Origin of the sequence: Streptomyces sp. NPDC002564, assembly GCF_042889645.1 — a bacterium.
In the GTDB taxonomy this organism is placed as follows: Bacteria; Actinomycetota; Actinomycetes; order Streptomycetales; family Streptomycetaceae; genus Streptomyces.
The window spans coordinates 350065-367693 of sequence record NZ_JBIARE010000005.1 but is presented as its reverse complement, the minus strand read 5'-3'; the positions used below and the strand labels follow the sequence as shown (position 1 = coordinate 367693).

20 protein-coding genes are annotated in these 17629 nt (G+C 73.7%); 9 read left to right on the top strand and 11 right to left on the bottom strand.

What is annotated here, in order from left to right; translation table 11 throughout:
- Window positions 1-138: 138 nt before the first annotated feature.
- The 7 genes from ACFYXE_RS20650 to ACFYXE_RS20620 all read right to left on the bottom strand — a co-directional run bounded on the left by ACFYXE_RS20650 (window position 139) and on the right by ACFYXE_RS20620 (window position 5440).
- Window positions 139-1431 carry an MFS transporter gene (locus tag ACFYXE_RS20650; RefSeq protein WP_389314308.1) on the bottom strand — a complete coding sequence of 431 codons (1293 nt, stop codon included), beginning with the start codon at window positions 1429-1431 and terminating at the stop codon, window positions 139-141.
- Window positions 1428-2606: a PLP-dependent cysteine synthase family protein gene (locus ACFYXE_RS20645; protein WP_389314306.1), complete on the bottom strand. Its 1179-nt coding sequence runs from the start codon at window positions 2604-2606 to the stop codon at window positions 1428-1430. The genes ACFYXE_RS20650 and ACFYXE_RS20645 overlap by 4 nt, the downstream gene beginning before the upstream one ends.
- A 59-nt stretch (window positions 2607-2665) precedes the next feature.
- A complete protein-coding gene (locus ACFYXE_RS20640) occupies window positions 2666-3031 on the bottom strand; it encodes a hypothetical protein (protein WP_389314304.1) in 366 nt (121 codons plus the stop codon).
- Between the two features lie 150 nt (window positions 3032-3181).
- Entirely contained in the window at window positions 3182-3538 is a 357-nt protein-coding gene (locus tag ACFYXE_RS20635; protein ID WP_389314302.1) for a hypothetical protein, read from the bottom strand.
- A gap of 211 nt (window positions 3539-3749) precedes the next feature.
- Window positions 3750-4409 (bottom strand): M15 family metallopeptidase, encoded by a 660-nt coding sequence (locus ACFYXE_RS20630; RefSeq protein ID WP_389314300.1) that lies wholly within the window; start codon window positions 4407-4409, stop codon window positions 3750-3752.
- A 154-nt stretch (window positions 4410-4563) separates the two neighbouring features.
- Entirely contained in the window at window positions 4564-5025 is a 462-nt protein-coding gene (locus ACFYXE_RS20625) for an SRPBCC family protein (RefSeq protein WP_389314298.1), read from the bottom strand.
- A 145-nt stretch (window positions 5026-5170) separates the two neighbouring features.
- Window positions 5171-5440 (bottom strand): hypothetical protein, encoded by a 270-nt coding sequence (locus ACFYXE_RS20620; protein ID WP_389314296.1) that lies wholly within the window; start codon window positions 5438-5440, stop codon window positions 5171-5173.
- A 478-nt stretch (window positions 5441-5918) separates the two neighbouring features.
- On the opposite strand from ACFYXE_RS20620, the gene dhaK reads away from it, so the two are divergent.
- The 3 genes from dhaK (at window position 5919) to ACFYXE_RS20605 (ending at window position 8022) form a co-directional block, all read left to right on the top strand.
- On the top strand, window positions 5919-6911 hold the full coding sequence (gene dhaK / locus ACFYXE_RS20615) for a dihydroxyacetone kinase subunit DhaK (RefSeq protein ID WP_389314294.1): 993 nt from the start codon (window positions 5919-5921) through the stop codon (window positions 6909-6911).
- Window positions 6912-6992: 81 nt separating this feature from the next.
- Window positions 6993-7619, top strand: a complete 627-nt coding sequence (dhaL, locus tag ACFYXE_RS20610) for a dihydroxyacetone kinase subunit DhaL (RefSeq protein WP_389314292.1) — start codon at window positions 6993-6995, stop codon at window positions 7617-7619.
- A complete protein-coding gene (locus ACFYXE_RS20605; RefSeq protein WP_389314290.1) occupies window positions 7612-8022 on the top strand; it encodes a PTS-dependent dihydroxyacetone kinase phosphotransferase subunit DhaM in 411 nt (136 codons plus the stop codon). The genes dhaL and ACFYXE_RS20605 overlap by 8 nt, the downstream gene beginning before the upstream one ends.
- An 81-nt stretch (window positions 8023-8103) precedes the next feature.
- Here the strand turns inward: ACFYXE_RS20605 and ACFYXE_RS20600 are convergent, their stop codons facing one another.
- Complete coding sequence (locus tag ACFYXE_RS20600) at window positions 8104-8955, bottom strand: glycoside hydrolase family 75 protein (RefSeq protein WP_389314288.1); 852 nt, start codon at window positions 8953-8955, stop codon at window positions 8104-8106.
- A 181-nt stretch (window positions 8956-9136) separates the two neighbouring features.
- On the opposite strand from ACFYXE_RS20600, the gene ACFYXE_RS20595 reads away from it, so the two are divergent.
- The gene (locus ACFYXE_RS20595) at window positions 9137-10126 is read left to right on the top strand and encodes a fibronectin type III domain-containing protein (RefSeq protein ID WP_389314286.1); all 990 of its coding nucleotides are present in this window, start codon (window positions 9137-9139) and stop codon (window positions 10124-10126) included.
- Between the two features lie 66 nt (window positions 10127-10192).
- On the opposite strand, the gene ACFYXE_RS20590 is transcribed toward ACFYXE_RS20595, so the two are convergent.
- The gene (locus ACFYXE_RS20590; protein WP_389314284.1) at window positions 10193-10765 is read right to left on the bottom strand and encodes a PadR family transcriptional regulator; all 573 of its coding nucleotides are present in this window, start codon (window positions 10763-10765) and stop codon (window positions 10193-10195) included.
- Window positions 10766-10894: 129 nt separating this feature from the next.
- On the opposite strand from ACFYXE_RS20590, the gene ACFYXE_RS20585 reads away from it, so the two are divergent.
- From ACFYXE_RS20585 to ACFYXE_RS20565, 5 genes are all read left to right on the top strand, one after another.
- Complete coding sequence (locus ACFYXE_RS20585) at window positions 10895-11326, top strand: nuclear transport factor 2 family protein (protein WP_361173563.1); 432 nt, start codon at window positions 10895-10897, stop codon at window positions 11324-11326.
- Between the two features lie 219 nt (window positions 11327-11545).
- Window positions 11546-12052, top strand: coding sequence for a hypothetical protein (locus ACFYXE_RS20580; RefSeq protein ID WP_389314282.1), 507 nt, complete (start codon window positions 11546-11548; stop codon window positions 12050-12052).
- A 140-nt stretch (window positions 12053-12192) separates the two neighbouring features.
- Entirely contained in the window at window positions 12193-12960 is a 768-nt protein-coding gene (locus tag ACFYXE_RS20575; RefSeq protein ID WP_389314280.1) for a sugar phosphate isomerase/epimerase family protein, read from the top strand.
- Complete coding sequence (locus tag ACFYXE_RS20570; RefSeq protein ID WP_389314278.1) at window positions 12957-14093, top strand: Gfo/Idh/MocA family protein; 1137 nt, start codon at window positions 12957-12959, stop codon at window positions 14091-14093. Before ACFYXE_RS20575 ends, ACFYXE_RS20570 begins: the two co-directional genes overlap by 4 nt.
- A gap of 96 nt (window positions 14094-14189) precedes the next feature.
- Complete coding sequence (locus ACFYXE_RS20565; RefSeq protein ID WP_389314276.1) at window positions 14190-14798, top strand: hypothetical protein; 609 nt, start codon at window positions 14190-14192, stop codon at window positions 14796-14798.
- Window positions 14799-14840: 42 nt separating this feature from the next.
- Here the strand turns inward: ACFYXE_RS20565 and ACFYXE_RS20560 are convergent, their stop codons facing one another.
- Window positions 14841-15374 carry a PadR family transcriptional regulator gene (locus tag ACFYXE_RS20560; protein ID WP_361173578.1) on the bottom strand — a complete coding sequence of 178 codons (534 nt, stop codon included), beginning with the start codon at window positions 15372-15374 and terminating at the stop codon, window positions 14841-14843.
- Window positions 15375-15415: 41 nt separating this feature from the next.
- Window positions 15416-17437, bottom strand: a complete 2022-nt coding sequence (locus ACFYXE_RS20555) for an FAD-dependent oxidoreductase (protein WP_389314273.1) — start codon at window positions 17435-17437, stop codon at window positions 15416-15418.
- Between the last annotated feature and the right edge of the window lie 192 nt (window positions 17438-17629).

The following is a 17629-nucleotide window of genomic DNA, read 5'->3' as shown; positions in this document are numbered from 1 at the left end:
CCTCCACCGGGGGTGGGGGGGCCCCCGCCCCCCCCCCGCCCCCCCCCCCCCCCCCCCCCGCCCCCCCCCGGCGCGCGCCCGGGGGGGGGGGCCCGCCCCCCCCCCCCCCCCCGGACCGGCTCCCCGGCCCGGGGCGGGTCAGGCCACCACGGGCCGCGCCTCGGCGGCCGGACGGGTCAGCCGCCCCGCCCGGTGCAGCCCGTACAGCGCGCCTGAGCAGCCGAGGCCGAGGAGGAGCAGCGCGAGCCAGGGCAGCGCGGACATTCCCGCCGCCCGGGCGGCGTCGAGCGCGACGCCCGTCAGCAGGTTCCCCACGGTGATGCCGACCCCGCAGATGGTGTTGTAGAGGCCGTAGTGGGTGGCGACGAGCCGATCGCCGGAGAGCCGCACGATGGTGTCCATCTCGAAGGGGTACGCGATCATCGTGCCCAGCGCGAGCAGCAGGGCCGCCAGCATCGGCGGGACGGCGGCGAGCAGCCACCTCGCTACGCCCCCGCCGGGCACCGGCAGCGCCGTGGCGGCGAGCAGCGGCACGAAGGCGAGCCCCATGCACAGCAGCCCCCGGGCCAGGGCCTGCCCCGGTGCCGTGTGCGCCGTGCACCAGGCCGTCACACGGGTCTGCCCGAGGATCGTCGTGAGGCCGGACACCGCGAAGAGCAGCGCGACCGCGACGGTGCCGGACCCGCCGTCGCCGCCCAGCCGCCGCACCTCCAGGGGCAGCGCCAGATAGACCTGGAAGGTCAGCACGTACGAGCCGATCATCGCGGACGAGAACAGCAGGAACGCCCGGTTGCGCACGATCCCGCGCCACTGCGCGAGCATGCCCGCGCCCGCGCCCCGGTCCGCCGCGTCGTTGCCCCGCCGGGCGGGCAGCGCGCGGATCTGCACGACGCTCAGCAGCGCGAAGACCGCCGCCGAGACGAGGCAGGTGACCCGGAAGTCCACGCCGGTGAGCAGCATGCCGACGAGCGGGCCGAGCAGGATGCCCGCCTGGTAGAAGACGTTGAACAGCGCGAACGCCTCGACGCGGCGCTCCCCCGCGTCGGCGGCGAGGTAGGCGCGCACGGCGGGGTTGAACAGCGCCCCGGCGAAGCCGGTGGCCGCCGACGCGACGAGCAGTGCCGCCACCGAGTCGACGAGGCCGAGCGTGGCGAAGCCGACGGTGCGCAGCACGCATCCGGCGACGATCAGCGGCTTGTAGCCGAACCGGTCGGCGAGGGTGCCGCCGACGAGGAACATGCCCTGCTGGCTGAAGTTGCGTACGCCGAGGACGAGTCCGACGAGCCAGCCCGCGAGGCCGAGCGTGCCGGACAGGTGCTGGGCGAGGTACGGCATCAGCATGTAGAAGCCGAGGTTGATGGTGAACTGGTTGGCCAGGAGCAGTTGGACGCTCCGGTCGTAGGAGCGGACCTGCGTGAGGGTCGACTTCATCGCGTCACGTCCTTCGCGTCGTCGTCCACGGCCGCTCGCCGGTGTGCGGCGAGGGGGTCCTGGACGGTGGCGCAGCGGGTCCAGCGGGTGATCTCTTTCTCGTCGGGGCGGCCCACCACGTCGGGTTCGGGGGCGGGGGCGCCGTCCAGCAGGCCGTGCCGCGCGCAGTACGGGTCGTCGTAGACCGTCTCCAGATAGCGCTGCGGCCCGTCGGGGAAGACGGCGACGATGCGGGCGTCGCGCGGCAGCGTCCGGGCGAGCCACCCGGCGACCAGGGCGACCGCGCCGACGCTCCACCCGCCGGTCGCGTGGTGCGAGGTCGCCAGCCGGCGGCAGGCCCAGACGGATTCGGCCGGTGAGACCCAGTGGACCTCGCCGAAGTTCTCGTAGGCGACGTTGCGCGGGTAGATGCTGGAGCCCAGGCCGCGCATCAGGCGGGGCCGCGCGGGCTGGCCGAAGATGGTCGAGCCGACGGTGTCCACGCCGACCAGGCGCAGCCCCGGGTAGAGCTGGCGCAGGACGCGCGAGATGCCCGCGGAGTGGCCGCCGGTGCCGACGCTGCAGACCAGGACGTCGATGTGGCCGATCTGCGCGGCGAGTTCGAGGGCGAGCGGGGTGTAGGCGGAGACGTTGTCGGGGTTGCCGTACTGGTCGGGGCACCAGGAGCCGGGGTGCTCGGCGAGGAGTTCGGCGACGCGGTCGCGGCGGGCCTGCTGCCAGCCTCCGGCGGGGTGCGGGTCGGGCACCGTGTCGACGGTCGCGCCGTAGGCGGCGAGCAGCCGGGTCATGGACGGCTCCAGGCCCGGGTCGGTGACCAGGGTGACGGGGTGGCCGTGGACGGTCCCGGCCAGCGCGAGGCCGAGGCCGAGGGTGCCGCTCGTGGACTCGACGATGCGTCGGCCCGGCTCCAGTTCGCCCCGGGCCAGGGCCCGTTCGACCATGTGCAGGCCGGGCCGGTCCTTGATGCCGCCGGGGTTGAAGCCCTCCAGCTTGGCCCAGAAGCCCCGCCCGGGCGGGGTGAAGGGGTGGGAGACGTGCAGGACGGGGGTGTTGCCGACGAGCCCGGGCAGGGTGGACCCGGTGGGGGCGGGCCCCCGCGGGGTGATCGGCGGCCGGGTGATCGGCGGCGCGGCGGCGCCGGCCGGGGTGGAGTCGTGCGCGATCGGAGAGTGCATCTCTTCGCTTCTTCGCTCTCGGTACGGGAGTGGTCGCGACGGGCCTGCTCGGGGCGGCCCTATAGGCGCCATCTGCACAGCGAGCTGAGCGCGGACCTGCCGCCGGCCGGCCCCGCCCGGGGTGCGGGGCCGCGGGTGCGGAGCACGGCGGCGTCGCCCCCGTCCGGCTGTCCGGCGACGGCAAGGAGGGCCGGAAGCGGCCGGGCCGAGGACGGCACGGCGGTGCCGGAGCCGGGCTCGTGGCAGTGGTCGGGGGCGGCGGGCGCGTCGAGCACCGGCGCCGCGCCGCCCGCCGCGCCCGCGTGGAGCACCGCGGACGACGGGGGCGGCCCTTGATGGGCGTGCAGGTGTCCGCCGAAGCACACGAACACCGTGCACAGCAGCAGGACGTACGGGATGGTGCGGGCCGGCAGCCGGGGCAGCACAGATCCTCCGCGCGGCGACGGACCCGGGCCCGGCCGGGACGTGCGGGTGGCCGGGAGCGGGGTCGGACGCCATGAGTGACCGTCGGGACGGGACCGGACCGCCGTGGACCGGCGCCTCCCGTTGAGGGGGCGGTGTGCGGGAGGGTCGGCCTAGATCCGCAGGACGGTCGACTCGGCCGCGTGCGCTATCGGGACGAGGAAGTCCCGGCCGGCGGCGGCACGGGCGCGCGCGGGCGCGAGGGCGCCGTCCCGGCCCTGCGGGGCGAGGGGCGAGAGGCAGGGCACGTCGACGTCGGGGCCCTGAGGGGGCTGCCCGAGGGCGCACTCGGCGACGGTGTGCTGCGGTCGGTGGTCGTCGCCGTGGCCGCCGGGCGGACCGTCCGGGACGGTGGCCGCGTCCGCCACGGCCGCGGCGGTGCCGTCACCCGCGACGACATGGCGGCTCGTGGCGTCGGGGGCGGCCACGTGCGCGATCAGCAGCGCCAGCAGGAAGAGACCGGGCCCCACGACACGCCACAGAACCGCTGTCGAGCGGCTCCGCCGTGCACCGGAAGGAGACCAGGCCGTCATCACGCCGTGATCGTAGCCCGCTCGTGCGGCCCCGGGCATCACGACCCACGCGGACACCCCGTGAACCCACCGGGAACAAGCCACCCACCGCCCCGCCGCCCCGCCGCCCGTCTTTCCCTTCCCCCTCCCCCATCCCCCTCCCCTGTCCCTACCGCCCGTTCGCCGAGAAGTGCTGATAGTCGGGAGCCTGCCAGCGGCCGCCCCACTTCCAGCCCACTTTCCGCATGGCCGTGGTGATGACGTCACCCGGCTTGATCATGCCCTTCGCGGTGCGGCGCCGGTCGAGGTGGGCGACGCCCGCGGACGGATGGACGCGCCCGTTGCGGTCCACGTACGGGTTCTCCAGGGTGTTGATGTCGACCGCGTCGCCGTACGAGTGCTGCGAGACCTTCGACGGATCCCCCGTCACGGCACGGCAGTTGAAGGCCGAGGTGTTGTCGGCCTTCATGGCCGCCTCGTCGCTGCCGCCGAACGTGGCCATCGTCTCCATCCGCCGGATGGGGAACCGGGCGGCGAACGCCCGGCCGAACACGTACAGGACGGGCCGCACGGCCTCGCTACGCACGACGAGCTCGCCGGTGTGGACGCGGCCGTCGAACCCCCAGTGGTTCATCCGGATCAGCCGGAGCCCCGCGGGCGCCACCGGACAGCCCCGGTGCCAGCTGCGCCCCAGGTCGCGCGCGCCGACCGCCGTGACGCGCGCGTCGAGCGAAGGGGGCGCGGCGGCCGAGGCGGGCCAGAGGCCGGTGAGAAGGGCCGCGGTCGAGGTGGCGAGCGCGAGGGACGCGCGGGTACGAAGCGTGGTCACCGGACAGGCATAACGCGCCCCCACCCGCCGACCGGTCCGAACAGCCGACCATCGACGGCCATTCGCCCGATTGCCGCACCACGGCGTTCTCCGGGGGGCTCCGTCCTCGTGCTCGCCTCTCCGCGCTCGCCTACTCGCCTGCTCGCCTGCTCGCCTATTCGACCGTGCGGGCGAGGATGCCGAGGGTGGCCCGCAGACCGGCCTCCGGGATGACCGGGAAGACGCCCGCCTCGCGGTAGCGCTCGTCGATCTGGCTCCAGTCGTAGTACGAGGTGACGCGGGTGCCCCCGTCGTGCGGCTCGAGGCGGTATCCGTACAGGTGGCGGATGGGCGGCTGGATCGTGCCGGAGATCGTCCACTCCAGGAGGGCGTCGCGTTCGTAGCGCGTGATGATCACGGTGACGTCGTACCGGCCCATGGGGAGGTCGCCGAGAGACTCCCGGTCCATGTGGACGACGAACTCGTCCCCCACACCGCTCACGGGGTCGCCGTCGGCGGACTGCAGCATCCCCGAGCTGTCGATGGCCACATGCCCCTGAGGGGACCGCAGCACGTCGAAGACCGCCGACGGCGAGGCGGCGATCTGCCGGGTCACATCAAATCGTTCAGTCGTCATGCCCCACCTTTACATCCGCCCCGCGTTCCCCCGCACGGGCCTCCCGGTTCCGCATCCCGCGTACGGGAACGACGCAGGCGGCGTGAAGCCCGGCAGGTTCCGGATCTCACGCCGCCTTCGTGGCGCCTCGGGTCGGGCGGGCCCGTCAGCCGGCGACGATGGCGCCGAGGATCATCCCGCCGATCAGTCCGACGGCGCCGACTATCAGGGCGATGGTGGAGAGGCGTTCATGTCGTGCGAACTTGGCGACGACGGCCAGGATCAATCCGCCGAGTCCGAACACGATCGGCAGGAAAAGGAGGCCGATTGCGCCCAGGACGATCGCGATGATGCTGAGAACGTTGTCACTGGCGCCGGCGGCCTTGGGCGTGCCGTGGTAACGCCCGGTCGACTGATTGCCGTACTGGGTAGCCATGTCTCGCTCCTTCGGGGTCGGTCGCTCCGAAATCCGGTCTGAAGGCGACCGGCCTATCGTTCGAGTGCCCCGAACTCACGCTCATATACGCCTGGTTGATTCCCGACGACATCACCGTGCCCACCCACCCGAAGCACGGTCACGGCCCCACGGCCGGACGGCGTCCATTTCCGTACCGGCCCCGTCCCGCGGGATCCGTGGAGAGGGCGAGCGGTCCGTCACGGGAAATCGGGATCGTCCCGCAGGAGCTGCCGATGCCGCGAGGTCCCGGAAATTGCATCGCTTATCCGGAGGCCGGAACTGAGGAATCCCCTTTTGCCGTGACGACGAAATCCTGGCCGCCGGGATGTCTGTGCACGTCGAACTCGCGCATACCGCGTCCGGAGATCCGCGTTCCGCGTGACCTTCTCGGGTGCAAGGTCGATACTGCCCCTGGAACAGGTCAGCGCCCGACCGACAGGCCCCCGAGGAGCTCACCATGAAGATGCTGATCAATGTCGCCGAAACCGTGGTCGCGGATGCGCTGCGGGGGATGGCCGCGGCGCATCCCGAGCTGACCGTCGACGTCGAGAACCGGGTGATCGTGCGCCGGGACGCCCCCGTCGAGGGGAAGGTCGCCCTCGTCTCCGGCGGCGGGTCCGGGCACGAGCCGTTGCACGGCGGGTTCGTGGGGCCGGGGATGCTGTCGGCCGCCTGTCCGGGAGAGGTGTTCACCTCTCCGGTGCCGGACCAGATGGTACGGGCCGCGGCCGCCGTGGACAGCGGCGCGGGCGTGCTGTTCATCGTGAAGAACTACACCGGCGACGTACTCAACTTCGACATGGCCGCGGAGCTCGCCGAGGACGAGGGAATCCAGGTGGCGAAGGTCCTCGTCAACGACGACGTCGCGGTCACGGACAGCCTCTACACCGCGGGGCGGCGCGGCACCGGCGCCACCCTCTTCGTGGAGAAGCTCGCGGGCGCCGCCGCCGACGCGGGCATGCCGCTGGAGCGGGTCGAGGCCATCGCCCGGCAGGTCAACGAGAACGCGCGCAGCTTCGGCGTGGCGCTCGGCGCGTGCAGTACGCCGGCCAAGGGCAGCCCCACCTTCGACCTGCCCGCGGGCGAACTGGAGTTGGGCGTCGGCATCCACGGCGAGCCGGGACGCGAGCGGCGGCCGATGATGACGGCCCGCGAGATCGCCGACTTCGCCGTGAACGCGGTCCTGGAGGATCTCCGGCCGCGCAACCCGGTCCTCCTCCTCGTCAACGGCATGGGCGCCACGCCCCTGCTGGAGCTGTACGGCTTCAACGCGGAGGTGCAGCGCGTGCTCCTCGAGCGGGGCGTCCCTGTGGCCCGCACCCTGGTCGGCAACTACGTGACCTCGCTGGACATGGCCGGCGCCTCGGTCACGCTGTGCCAGATCGACGAGGAGCTGCTGCGCCTGTGGGACGCGCCGGTCCGCACGCCGGGCCTGCGCTGGGGTGTCTGACCGCCCCGCCCCGGCTCCCGCGCACGTTCCGGGGCGTACGCGGACCCGCCCGCAACACTCGCGACAACGCAAGGAGACCCTGTGCTCGACGCCGACTTCTTCCGCCGCTGGCTGACGGCCGTCGCGGCCGCCGTGGACCGCGAGGCGGACCGGCTCACGGAGCTGGACTCGCCGATCGGCGACGCCGATCACGGCAGCAATCTGCGGCGTGGCTTCACCGCCGTCGCGGCCACCCTGGAGAAGGAGGCGCCGGCCACCCCCGGGGCCGTTCTCATGGTGGCGGGGCGGCAGTTGATCTCGACGGTCGGGGGCGCGTCGGGTCCGCTGTACGGCACGCTGCTGCGCCGCACCGGCAAGGCGCTCGGCGACGCCGCCGAGGTCGACCGGGCGGGCTTCGCCGAGGCGCTGCGCACCGGCGTGGACGCGGTGGCCGCGCTCGGCGGCGCGGCGCCGGGCGACAAGACGATGCTGGACGCGCTGGTTCCCGCGCTCGACGGGCTGGAGGAGTCGTTCGGCGCGGCGCGCGAGGCGGCGCTGCACGGCGCGCTCGCGACCACCCCGCTGCAGGCCCGCAAGGGCCGCGCGAGCTACCTGGGCGAGCGCAGCATCGGCCACCAGGACCCGGGGGCGACATCCGCGGCGCTGCTCTTCGAGGCGCTCGCCGAGACCGCGGAGAACGGCGACCCGCGGGAGGCCGACCGTGGCTGACGACCCGTTGGTCGGCATCGTCCTGGTGTCGCACAGCGGCCCGGTCGCCGAGGCGGTCGCCGCGCTCGCCACCGGCCTCGCGGGCGGCGGCGCCACGGCGCCCGTGGCCGCCGCGGGCGGCACGCCGGACGGCGGGCTCGGCACCAGCGCGGAACTGATCGCGGCCGCGGCCGCGGGGGTGGACCGCGGCGCGGGCGTCGCCGTCCTCGCCGACCTCGGCAGCGCGGTGCTCACCGTGAAGGCGCTGATCGCCGAGGGCGACGAACTCCCGGACGGCACCCGCCTGGTGGACGCCCCCTTCGTGGAGGGCGCGGTGGCGGCGGTGGTGACCGCGTCGGCCGGCGGTGACCTCGCCGCGGTCGGTGCGGCGGCGACGGAGGCGTACACCTACCGGAAGGGCTGAGGGGGCGGGACTCCCGGGTCGGGCCCAGGGCGGCGTGCCCGGCGGCGGATCAAAACACCCCTAGCCCCCCTCCGCCCCTCCCTAGTCGCCCCGCACGAACGCGCGGGCCAGCGCGTCGCCCCGGTCGACCGCGGCCCGGTGGCTCTCGATCGGGCTCGCCTTGGAGCCCTTGAAGAAGATGTACGTGACGTCGGAGGGCGCGCCGCCCGTGCGCGGGTCGGGCCGGATGCCGAGCGCCCGGGCCGTGGCGTAGGACGCCTCCCCGATGAGTTCCTCGGGTCCGGTGTCGCCGACCACGGCGTACTGCACCCGGCCGCGGTGGACGACCGCGGCGACGGTGCCGCCCGTGATGCCGTGCCGGGCGTGGTTCCAGCGGCGGCCCGCGCCGGGCACCACGACGTAGGGCAGGCGTTCCGCGTTCAGCTGGCGGCCGTCGGACTGCTGGAAGGCCGTGGCGTGGAAGAACAGCGGGTCGGTGCGGCGGTTGCAGGCCTTGGTCGGCTGCCCGTCGCAGTCGATGTCCATGTCGGCCTTCCAGAAGACGACGCCCCGCGCGCCGCACACGGGGACGTCGGCGGGAGCCCCGTCGTCGGTGCGGTACTTGCCGCGTGAGATCTGCGCACAGGACCGGGTCCGGGCCAGCAGGTCGGCCGCGCGGACCGAGCCCTCCCGCGCCGAACCCCGTCGTGCCGCGCCTTCCCGCGCCGAGCGCACGCCCGCCGGACGCCGGACGGCCGCGGCAGGTCCGACGGCCTCGGCGGGTCCGACGGCCGCGGCGGGTCCGAGGGCCTCGGCGACCGGGGAACCGCCCGCGCCCCCGGGGGCCGCGGCGGCCGTTTCGGGCGGATGCTGCTGGGCCGCCGCGGGGTACGAGGCGGGGGCCAGCAGCGCGACCCCGGCCGCGGCGACCAGGACCGCCGTTCTGTTACGCACGAGAAAGGGCCCTTCGTAGAGGGAAACTGACGGCATGTAAGCCACATATCCCAATTTGGGTGCCGTCGTATGCCCGGTCCGCCGATCAAGGTCCGGACGGCGCACGCCCCACCCCTTGATGTGCCCCCGTCAGCTGTGTCAAATAGGTCCGGACCAATGCCGTCGAGTGGAAGGCAGCACCGTGCGACGGACCCCCCACCTGTCCACCCCACTGACCCTGCTGACCGCCACGGCCGCGACCGCGCTCGCCCTGGGCGGCTGCGCGTGGGGCGGCGGCGACGCCGAGGACACCAGCCCCCCGGCGGCACCCCGCGGCCTGACCGTGCAGGCGGGCAGCGCCACCACCGCCCACGTCATGTGGAACCAGGCCACCGACAACACCGAGGTCACCGGGTACGAGGTCTACCGCGGCGGCAAGAAGGTCAAGGAGGTGCCGGGCCGGGAGAGCATGGTCGACGTCGTCGGGCTGCGGCCCTCGACCACGTACACCTTCACCGTGCGCGCCCGCGACGCGGCGGGGAACGTCAGCGAGGACAGCAGGAAGCTCACCGTCACGACGCCCGCGGCGGCCGCGGCCGACCGCGAACCGCCGTCGCGGCCCGGCCGCCTGACGGGCGAGGCCGAGGGGAGCAGGGCGGCGATGCTCTCCTGGGAGAAGGCGAGCGACGACAAGGCGGTGGCCTCGTACGAGATCTACCAGGGCGGCTCGAAGATCCACAGCGTGGGCGGGAGCCAGACCGCGACCCTGGTCACCGGGCTACGGCCGGGCACCCGGTACACCTTCACCGTCAAGGCGCGCGACGCCGCGGACAACTTCTCCCCCGCGAGCCGCGCGGTCCGTCTCACGACGGCGCAGGGCAAGGAATCCGGACGCGGTACGGCACCCACCGGCTTCCGCGCGGACACCCACCGCGCCGACGGGGCCCACTACATCGACCTGACCTGGACGCCGCCGCGCACCGGCGGCGCCGTGGCGGAGTACCAGATCGAGCTCGACGGCCGCACCGCCACCTCGCTCGTCTTCGGCGGCACGGCGCCGCGCGACAAGGCCGAGCACAGCTTCTACATCGGCAAGAAGGCCGGCGAGCGGCACACCGTGCGGATCAGGCCGAAGCTCGGGGACGGGACGTGGGGCGGCTACTCCCCCGAACGGACGGTCACCACCCCCTGAGCGGCGGCGCGAGAGGGCGTCGCACCCGGGGCCACGGACACGGGGCCACAGACGGCGGGGCGGCGCTCAGTCGCGGCCCCGCGCGGCGGCCGCCCGCCCGGCGAGGAGCGCGGCGGCACGCCGGCACCAGTCGCGCGTCTCCCGCTCGAAGGCGAGCCCGCGCAGGCAGGTGAGGTAGGGGCCGACCCGCTCCCCGGTGCGCAGGAAGTCCTCCTCGGCGACGTCACCGCGCAGGCGCAGCAGGAGCTTCTCCAGGACCTCGGTCTTCGCCTCGGCGACCGCCGCCCGCTCGGTGAGCTGCTCGATCACCGGGCCCGCCGCCACCCCGTCCACGGCCTGCACCTTGACCAGCAGGTCGTCACGGATGAACGACGGCTTCGCGGCGCGGGCGGCGAACCGCTCCATCTCCGCGAGACCGTCGTCGGTGACCTTGAAGAGGCGCTTGTTCGGACGGCCCTCCTGCACCACCTCGCGCCCGGCGACGAAACCCTCGGTCTCCAGCTTGGCCAGCTCGGCGTAGAGCTGCTGGGGCAGCGCGTGCCAGAAGTTGGCCACGCCGATGTCGAAGCCCTTGGCCAGCTGATAGCCGCTGTACTCGCCGTCCAGCAGTGCCGCGAGCACCGCGTGCCGCAGAGCCATCGCCCGGATCCCCTTCCCTTCCGCCACCTGACCCTCCCATGATAGTCATCGTTCTGACTACTCAGATTGTTGACTATGGACGGCGTGGCGGCGAGGTGTCCGCACCGCCGCCGCACCCCGGGAGGAACCATGACGCATCCCACCGCCCAGCGCTTCCGCGATCTCGTGGAGCGGCGTGACCTCGCCGGCCTGGAGGACCTGTTCACCCCGGACGTCCGGTTGTACAGCCCGGTGAAGTTCACCCCCTTCGAGGGCCGCCCCATGGTGCTCGGCCTCTTCGGCGTCCTGCTGCGGATCTTCGAGGACTTCCGGTACGTCGGGGCGTACGAGGGCGCGGCGCAGACCAGCGCCGACGGCCGCGAGGCCGTGTCGGACGTGCTGCTCTTCCGCACCACGGTGGACGGCAGGGAGATCCACGGCATCGACCTGCTGCACTTCGACGAGGACGGCCGCATCAAGGAGTTCACCGTGATGGTCCGCCCGCAGTCGGCGGTCCAGGCGCTCGGCCGGGCGGTGCACGAGGGACTCGTCGCCGACGGTCTGGCCCCCGCCCAGGGGTGACGTGACGCCGCCCGGGGAAAGTGACGGCCGGTCAGCACCCCCTTGCGCCGTACGGGGACGGCGTCTGCGCCGGACGAAGGATTCCGTCACCTGCCCGGCGGTCGTCCGCATGCGGACCCCGCTCCCGGCACGTTGGCTCGTCGTCAGGTAGCACGGGCCTTCCCGATCCTCGGCGGCGCATGGGTTGTACCGCCTCCCGTGTCACCGGAGGGCAGACTCATGCGTACGTCCCAGATATGTCTCCGTGCCGGCCTGACGGTCGTGGCCGCGGCGCTGCCGCTGGTCACCGGTGCTCCCACGGCGTTCGCGGGGGGCGGCGACCTCACGGTCACCGCCACCGGATCCACCGTGCGGGCCACCACCCCCTCCTGTCCGAACGGCGGGACGGCCTCCCTGATGGGTGCCGCGAAAGCCAGCTTCGCCGGAGGTCAACAGGTGCCGCTGACGAACGGCAGCGCCACCTGGCAGAACGTCAGCGCCGGCTCCTACACGGTCCTTGTCACCTGCAAGGACAACTCCACCGTCGGACCCCGGACCGTCACCGTCGGCGCCGCGCCGACGACGTCCTCCACGACGGCGCCGAGCCGCGGCGTGCGCGGCGGACTCGGGGGCGGCTCCGAGGACTACGGCACCCTCACGCTCGTCACCGGCGGGGCCCTGGTGGCCGCGGCCGCGGGCGGCGGCGTCTGGTACCTGCGCCGCAGGGGAGCCGCGGGCCGGACCTGAGCCGTGCCCGATGCGGCCACGGCCACCACGGCCGCCCACCTCTGAGCACCACGGGTGGGCGGCCGTCGCACGCCGAGGCACCCTTGCCCGCCCCACCGAACCGACTTACCGTCCTCCCAGCCGACAGGGAGGGCGCGTTCATGCCACGACCGCTCAGCGTTCAGCTCTACACCGTGCGCGACCGGCTCGTCGCCGACCGGCAGGGGACGCTCGGGCGCCTCGCCGCTCTCGGGTACGACGCGGTCGAACCGTACGACGTGCTCGCCGACCCGAAGGGGCTGCGCCGCACCCTCGACGACCTCGGCCTCGCCGTCTCCGGCGCGCACGCCGTGCAGCTGCTCGGGCCGGAGCCCGGCCACGTGCTCGACGCGGTGGCCGCCCTCGGCACCGACCTCGCGATCGTCCCCGCGGGCATCCCGCCGGAGGAGTTCACCTCCCGCGACGGCCTCGCGCGGACCGCCGAGCGGCTCAACTCCCTGGCCGGGGTGGCCGGCCGGCACGGCATCCGCATCGGCTACCACAACCACTGGTGGGAGATCGAGCCCCGCTTCGACACCCCGGAGGGCGGCGTGCGCCACGCCGTCGACGTCCTCGCCGAACTCCTCGACCCCGCCGTCTTCTTGGAGATCGACACCTACTGGGCCGCGGTCGGCGGCGCCGACGTGCCCGCCCTCCTGCGCCGCCTCGGCCCGCGCGTCCGGGCCCTGCACCTCAAGGACGGACCCGGCACCAAGGAGGACCCGAACGTGGCGGTCGGCGACGGCACCCTGCCGGTGTCCGAGATCCTCGCGGCCGCGCCGGAGGCCTGGCGGGTCGTCGAGTTCGACGCCTGCGCGGGCGGCACCGAAGCGCTCTTCGACGCGCTGGCCGCCAGCCGCGCCCACCTCGCCTCCCTGGCGGCCGCGTGAGCACGGCCCCCGCCCGCTCGGGCCCGGTCGGCGTCGCCGTCGTCGGCGCGGGCGTCATCAGCTCCGAGTACCTGCGCACGCTGGGCCACTTCCCGGACGTGCGGGTGCTCGCCGTCGCCGACCTCGACGAGGAGCGGGCCGCCGCCGCGGCCCGCACCCACTCCATACCCGTCTGGGGCGCTTCCGCCGCGGTGTTCGCCCTGCCCGAGGTCGAGCTCGTCGTGAACCTCACCGTTCCGGCGGCACACGTGCAGGTGGCGACGGCCGCGCTGCGCGCCGGGAAGCACGTGTACGGCGAGAAGCCCCTCGCGCTCGCCCCGGCCGAGGCGGAGCTGCTGCTCGCCGAGGCCTCCCGGCGGGGGCTTCGGGTGGGCAACGCGCCGGACACGTTCCTCGGCGCGGGGCTGCAGTCGGCGCTGCGGGCCGTCGCGGCCGGGCACATCGGCACGCCCGTGGCCGCGACCACCGCGACCCAGGGCCCGGGGCCCGAGGGCTGGCACCCCGATCCCGCGTTCTTCTACCAGCCGGGCGCGGGCCCGCTCTTCGATCTCGGTCCCTACTATCTGACGTCGCTGGTCGCGCTGTTCGGCGGCGTGGAGCGGGTGGCCGCGACGGCGGCCCGCGCGCGGGAGCGGCGTACCGTCGGCTCGGGTCCGAAGGCGGGGCGGACCTTCCCCGTCGACGTGCCGACGCACGTGTCCTCGCTCCTCGACTTCACGTCCGGGGTACGGGCCGACGCGACGTTCAGCTTCGACTCGGCACTGCGCCGCATCCGCTTCGAGATCACCGGCACCGAGGGCACCCTCGCGGTGCCCGATCCGAACACGTTCGGCGGCCCGCTGAAGGTGCTGCCGCACGGCACGGACGCCTGGCGCGAGCTGCCCGTGCGGGGGCGGACCGACGGCCGGGGTCTCGGTGTGGTCGACATGGCGCGCGCCCTGCGCACCGGCGCCGCCCACCGGGCGTCCGGCGCGCTGGCCCTGCACGTCCTGCAGACGATGACGGCGATCACGCACTCGGCCGAGCACGCGGAGTTCCGCCCGCTCCCGGCCCCGATCGTGCCGCCCGAGCCGCTCCCCGAGGACTGGGACCCGCGCACGGCGACCCTGGGGAACGGAAGCAGCGCCACCTGATGACGACCCGCCCTCGGGGTGAGACGTTGCGCATCCGGGCCGCGCGCCCGGACCGACACAGCGCCGCACCCGCGGCCCCGGGGAGGGAGAGTCGCCATGACCAAGGAGTACAAGGGCGTCGTCTACGCGGAGAGCGAGAAGGAGGCCGAGGTCCTGCTGCTCGCCTTCTGCGACCGCATCGACTTCGCGCGGGAGTGGATCTCGGACGCCACCTGGCGGAACACCCTGGAGATCGCCTGCAAGAAGGACACCGGCATCGACACGGCCGAGAAGGCCATCCTCGGTGACCAGCAGGAGCGCCAGAACGCGACCCAGAAGGCCGCGCGGACGGCGAAGATCTCCGGCGACAAGGACGAGATCCTCGGCCAGATCGACGGCGTCGACACCTACGACGAGCACGCCGTCAGCATCTTCAAGCAGGTCTGCGCCCAGTACGTCGGGGGCGGCGGCCTGAACATGACGTTCGGCCAGAAGCTCACCCAGGCCCGCTACGACGACCTGTGCGGCCACTGGCGCCGGGTGGGCGCCCTCGCGGCCGGGACGGACGACCGGCTGTTCCGCGGGTTCGACTACCTGCCGGTGGAGAACAAGGAGCAGAAGGGCAAGGGCAGCACGGGCGACACCCTGGAGCGCCGCACCAAGCAGGGCAACTTCTTCGTCACCGTGGTGAACATCCGCTTCAACGTGCACATCAACATCAGCTAGTCCCCCGCCGGGACGCGCCCGGGCGCCGTGGCCGTACTCCGGCTACGGCGCCTCCAGCTCCTCGATGGTCCGGGCGAGCCACTGCGTCCAGAACGTCTCCAGGTCGATGCCCGCCCGCAGCACCACGTGCCGCAGGCGGTCCTCGACGGCGTCCCTGCCGGGCGGGAAGTCCCGCCGCTCGATCTCCTCGTACTCGGCCAACTGCGCGCGGTGCAGGTCGAGATGGCGGTGCAGGTCCGCCTGGACGCCGTCCGTGCCGACGACCGCGGCGGCCCGCAGGCGCAGCAGGAGGGTGTCGCGCAGCGGTTTCGGGTCCTGGCTCGCCGCGGTCCAGCGGGCCAGTTCGGCGCGGCCCGCCGGCAGCACCTCGTACTCCTTCTTCTGCCCGCGCGCCGCCTCCTGGCGCGGCAGCGCGCGGATCGCCCCGTCGCGCTCCAGGCGGCCCAGCTCGCGGTAGATCTGCTGGTGCGTGGCCGACCAGAAGTAGCCGATCGACTTGTCGAACCTGCGGGTCAGTTCGAGGCCCGACGACGGCTTCTCCAGCAGGGCGGTGAGGATCGCGTGCGGCAGTGACATGGGGCAATCCTAGGGACGGGGCCCGCCCGGGACGGGCCGCCTCAGAGCGCGGCGGCCAGCTCCGTGCCCTGCTTGATGGCGCGCTTGGCGTCCAGCTCGGCGGCCACGTCCGCGCCGCCGATGAGGTGCGTCGTGACGCCGGCCGCCACGAGCTCCTCGTACAGGTCGCGGCGGGACTCCTGCCCCGAGCACAGCACGACGGTGTCGACGGGGATCACGGACGACTCGCCGTCGACGGTGACGTGCAGGCCCGCGTCGTCGATCAGGTCGTAGCTGACGCCCGCCACCATGGCGACGCCGCGGTGGCGCAGTTCGGTGCGGTGGATCCAGCCGGTGGTCTTGCCGAGGCCCTGGCCGACCTTGGACGTCTTGCGCTGCAGCAGGTGGACGGTGCGCGGCGGCGTGGGCCGCTCGGGCTTCGTCAGGCCGCCGCGCTCGCGGTAGTCCATGTCGACGCCCCACTGCTTGAAGTACGTCGCCGGGTCCTGGCTGGCCTTCTCGCCGCCGTCGGTGAGGAATTCGGCGACGTCGAAGCCGATGCCGCCCGCGCCGATGATCGCGACCCGCTCCCCCACGGGCGCGCCGTCGCGCAGCACGTCGAGGTAGCCCACGACGCTGGGGTGGTCGATGCCCGGGATCTCCGGGACGCGGGGCGAGACGCCCGCGGCGACGACGACCTCGTCGTACCCGGCGGCCGTGAGGTCGTCCGCGGTGACGACGGTGTTCAGGCGGACGTCGACGCCGCGCAGGCCGAGCTGGGTGCGGAAGTAGCGCAGGGTCTCGTCGAACTCCTCCTTGCCCGGGACCTTGCGGGCGACGTTGAGCTGGCCGCCGATCTCGGCGGCGGCGTCGAAGAGGGTCACGTCGTGGCCGCGCTCGGCGGCGGAGACGGCGAAGGCGAGGCCCGCGGGTCCGGCGCCGACGACGGCGACGCGCTTGGCGGTGCGGGTGGGCGAGAGCACGAGCTCGGTCTCGTGGCAGGCGCGCGGGTTCACCAGGCAGGAGGTGATCTGCAGGTTGAAGGTGTGGTCGAGGCAGGCCTGGTTGCAGCCGATGCAGGTGTTGATGGCGTCGGACTGCTCGGCGCGCGCCTTGGCGACGAAGTCGGGGTCGGCGAGCAGCGGGCGGGCCAGGGACACCATGTCGGCGGCGCCGTCGGCGAGCAGCTCCTCGGCGATCTCGGGGGTGTTGATGCGGTTGGTGGTGACGAGCGGGACGGACACCTGGCCCATGACCTTCTTGGTGACGAAGGTGTACGCGCCGCGCGGCACCGAGGTCGCGATGGTGGGGATGCGCGCCTCGTGCCAGCCGATGCCGGTGTTGATGATCGTGGCGCCCGCGGCCTCGATCTCCTTGGCGAGGTGCACGACCTCGTCGAGGGTGGAGCCGCCGGGGACGAGGTCCAGCATGGACAGCCGGTAGATGAGGATGAAGTCGGGGCCGACGCGCTCGCGGATGCGGCGCACGATCTCGACGGGGAAGCGGATGCGGTTCTCGTAGGAGCCGCCCCAGCGGTCGGTGCGGCGGTTGGTGGGGGCCGCGATGAACTCGTTGATCAGGTAGCCCTCGGAGCCCATCACCTCGACGCCGTCGTAGCCCGCGGACCGGGCGAGCTCGGCGGTGCGCACGAAGTCCTCGATGGTCTGCTCGACCTCGTCGTCGGTGAGCTCGCGGGGCACGAAGGGGCTGATGGGCGCCTGGAGGGCGCTGGGCGCGACCAGCTTGTCGTGGTAGGCGTACCGCCCGAAGTGCAGGATCTGCAGGGCGATCCGGCCGCCCTCGGCGTGCACGGCCGCGGTGACGCGCGCGTGCTCGGCCGCCTCGGCCGCGGTGGTCAGTTTGGCGCCGCCGTCCCAGGGGCGGCCCACCTCGTTCGGGGCGATGCCGCCGGTGACGATGAGGCCGACGCCGCCGCGGGCGCGGGTCGCGTAGAACTCCGCCATCCGCTCGAAGCCGTCGGGGGCCTCTTCGAGGCCCACGTGCATGGAGCCCATCAGGACCCGGTTGGGCAGGGTGGTGAAGCCCAGGTCGAGCGGGTTCAGCAGGTTCGGGTAACGGCTCATGCGGCCCCTCCGTACGCGGTGTCTACAGGACAGTTGTAGACCAGCGGACGCCCTTATGCAACTAGTTGCATAAGAGGTGGAGGGCCCAGAGCGATGTCCGAATCCCGCCAGCCGTGCTCCCGCGCGCGACGCAGACTGGTGGCTGTCGGCAGGAAGAACCACCGGCCGCGGCACGACCCGCGAGGAACACGG

Bases quoted from the DNA above. Each gene is read 5' to 3' on its own strand.
- ACFYXE_RS20575 (WP_389314280.1), top strand. From the start codon at position 12,193: ATGCCACGACCGCTCAGCGTTCAGCTCTACACCGTGCGCGACCGGCTC.
- ACFYXE_RS20590 (WP_389314284.1), bottom strand. From the start codon at position 10,765: ATGGCTCTGCGGCACGCGGTGCTCGCGGCACTGCTGGACGGCGAGTAC.
- ACFYXE_RS20645 (WP_389314306.1), bottom strand. From the start codon at position 2,606: ATGCACTCTCCGATCGCGCACGACTCCACCCCGGCCGGCGCCGCCGCG.
- dhaK (WP_389314294.1), top strand. From the start codon at position 5,919: ATGAAGATGCTGATCAATGTCGCCGAAACCGTGGTCGCGGATGCGCTG.
- ACFYXE_RS20650 (WP_389314308.1), bottom strand. From the start codon at position 1,431: ATGAAGTCGACCCTCACGCAGGTCCGCTCCTACGACCGGAGCGTCCAA.
- ACFYXE_RS20580 (WP_389314282.1), top strand. From the start codon at position 11,546: ATGCGTACGTCCCAGATATGTCTCCGTGCCGGCCTGACGGTCGTGGCC.
- ACFYXE_RS20625 (WP_389314298.1), bottom strand. From the start codon at position 5,025: ATGACGACTGAACGATTTGATGTGACCCGGCAGATCGCCGCCTCGCCG.
- ACFYXE_RS20555 (WP_389314273.1), bottom strand. From the start codon at position 17,437: ATGAGCCGTTACCCGAACCTGCTGAACCCGCTCGACCTGGGCTTCACC.
- ACFYXE_RS20565 (WP_389314276.1), top strand. From the start codon at position 14,190: ATGACCAAGGAGTACAAGGGCGTCGTCTACGCGGAGAGCGAGAAGGAG.
- ACFYXE_RS20620 (WP_389314296.1), bottom strand. From the start codon at position 5,440: ATGGCTACCCAGTACGGCAATCAGTCGACCGGGCGTTACCACGGCACG.
- ACFYXE_RS20560 (WP_361173578.1), bottom strand. From the start codon at position 15,374: ATGTCACTGCCGCACGCGATCCTCACCGCCCTGCTGGAGAAGCCGTCG.
- ACFYXE_RS20585 (WP_361173563.1), top strand. From the start codon at position 10,895: ATGACGCATCCCACCGCCCAGCGCTTCCGCGATCTCGTGGAGCGGCGT.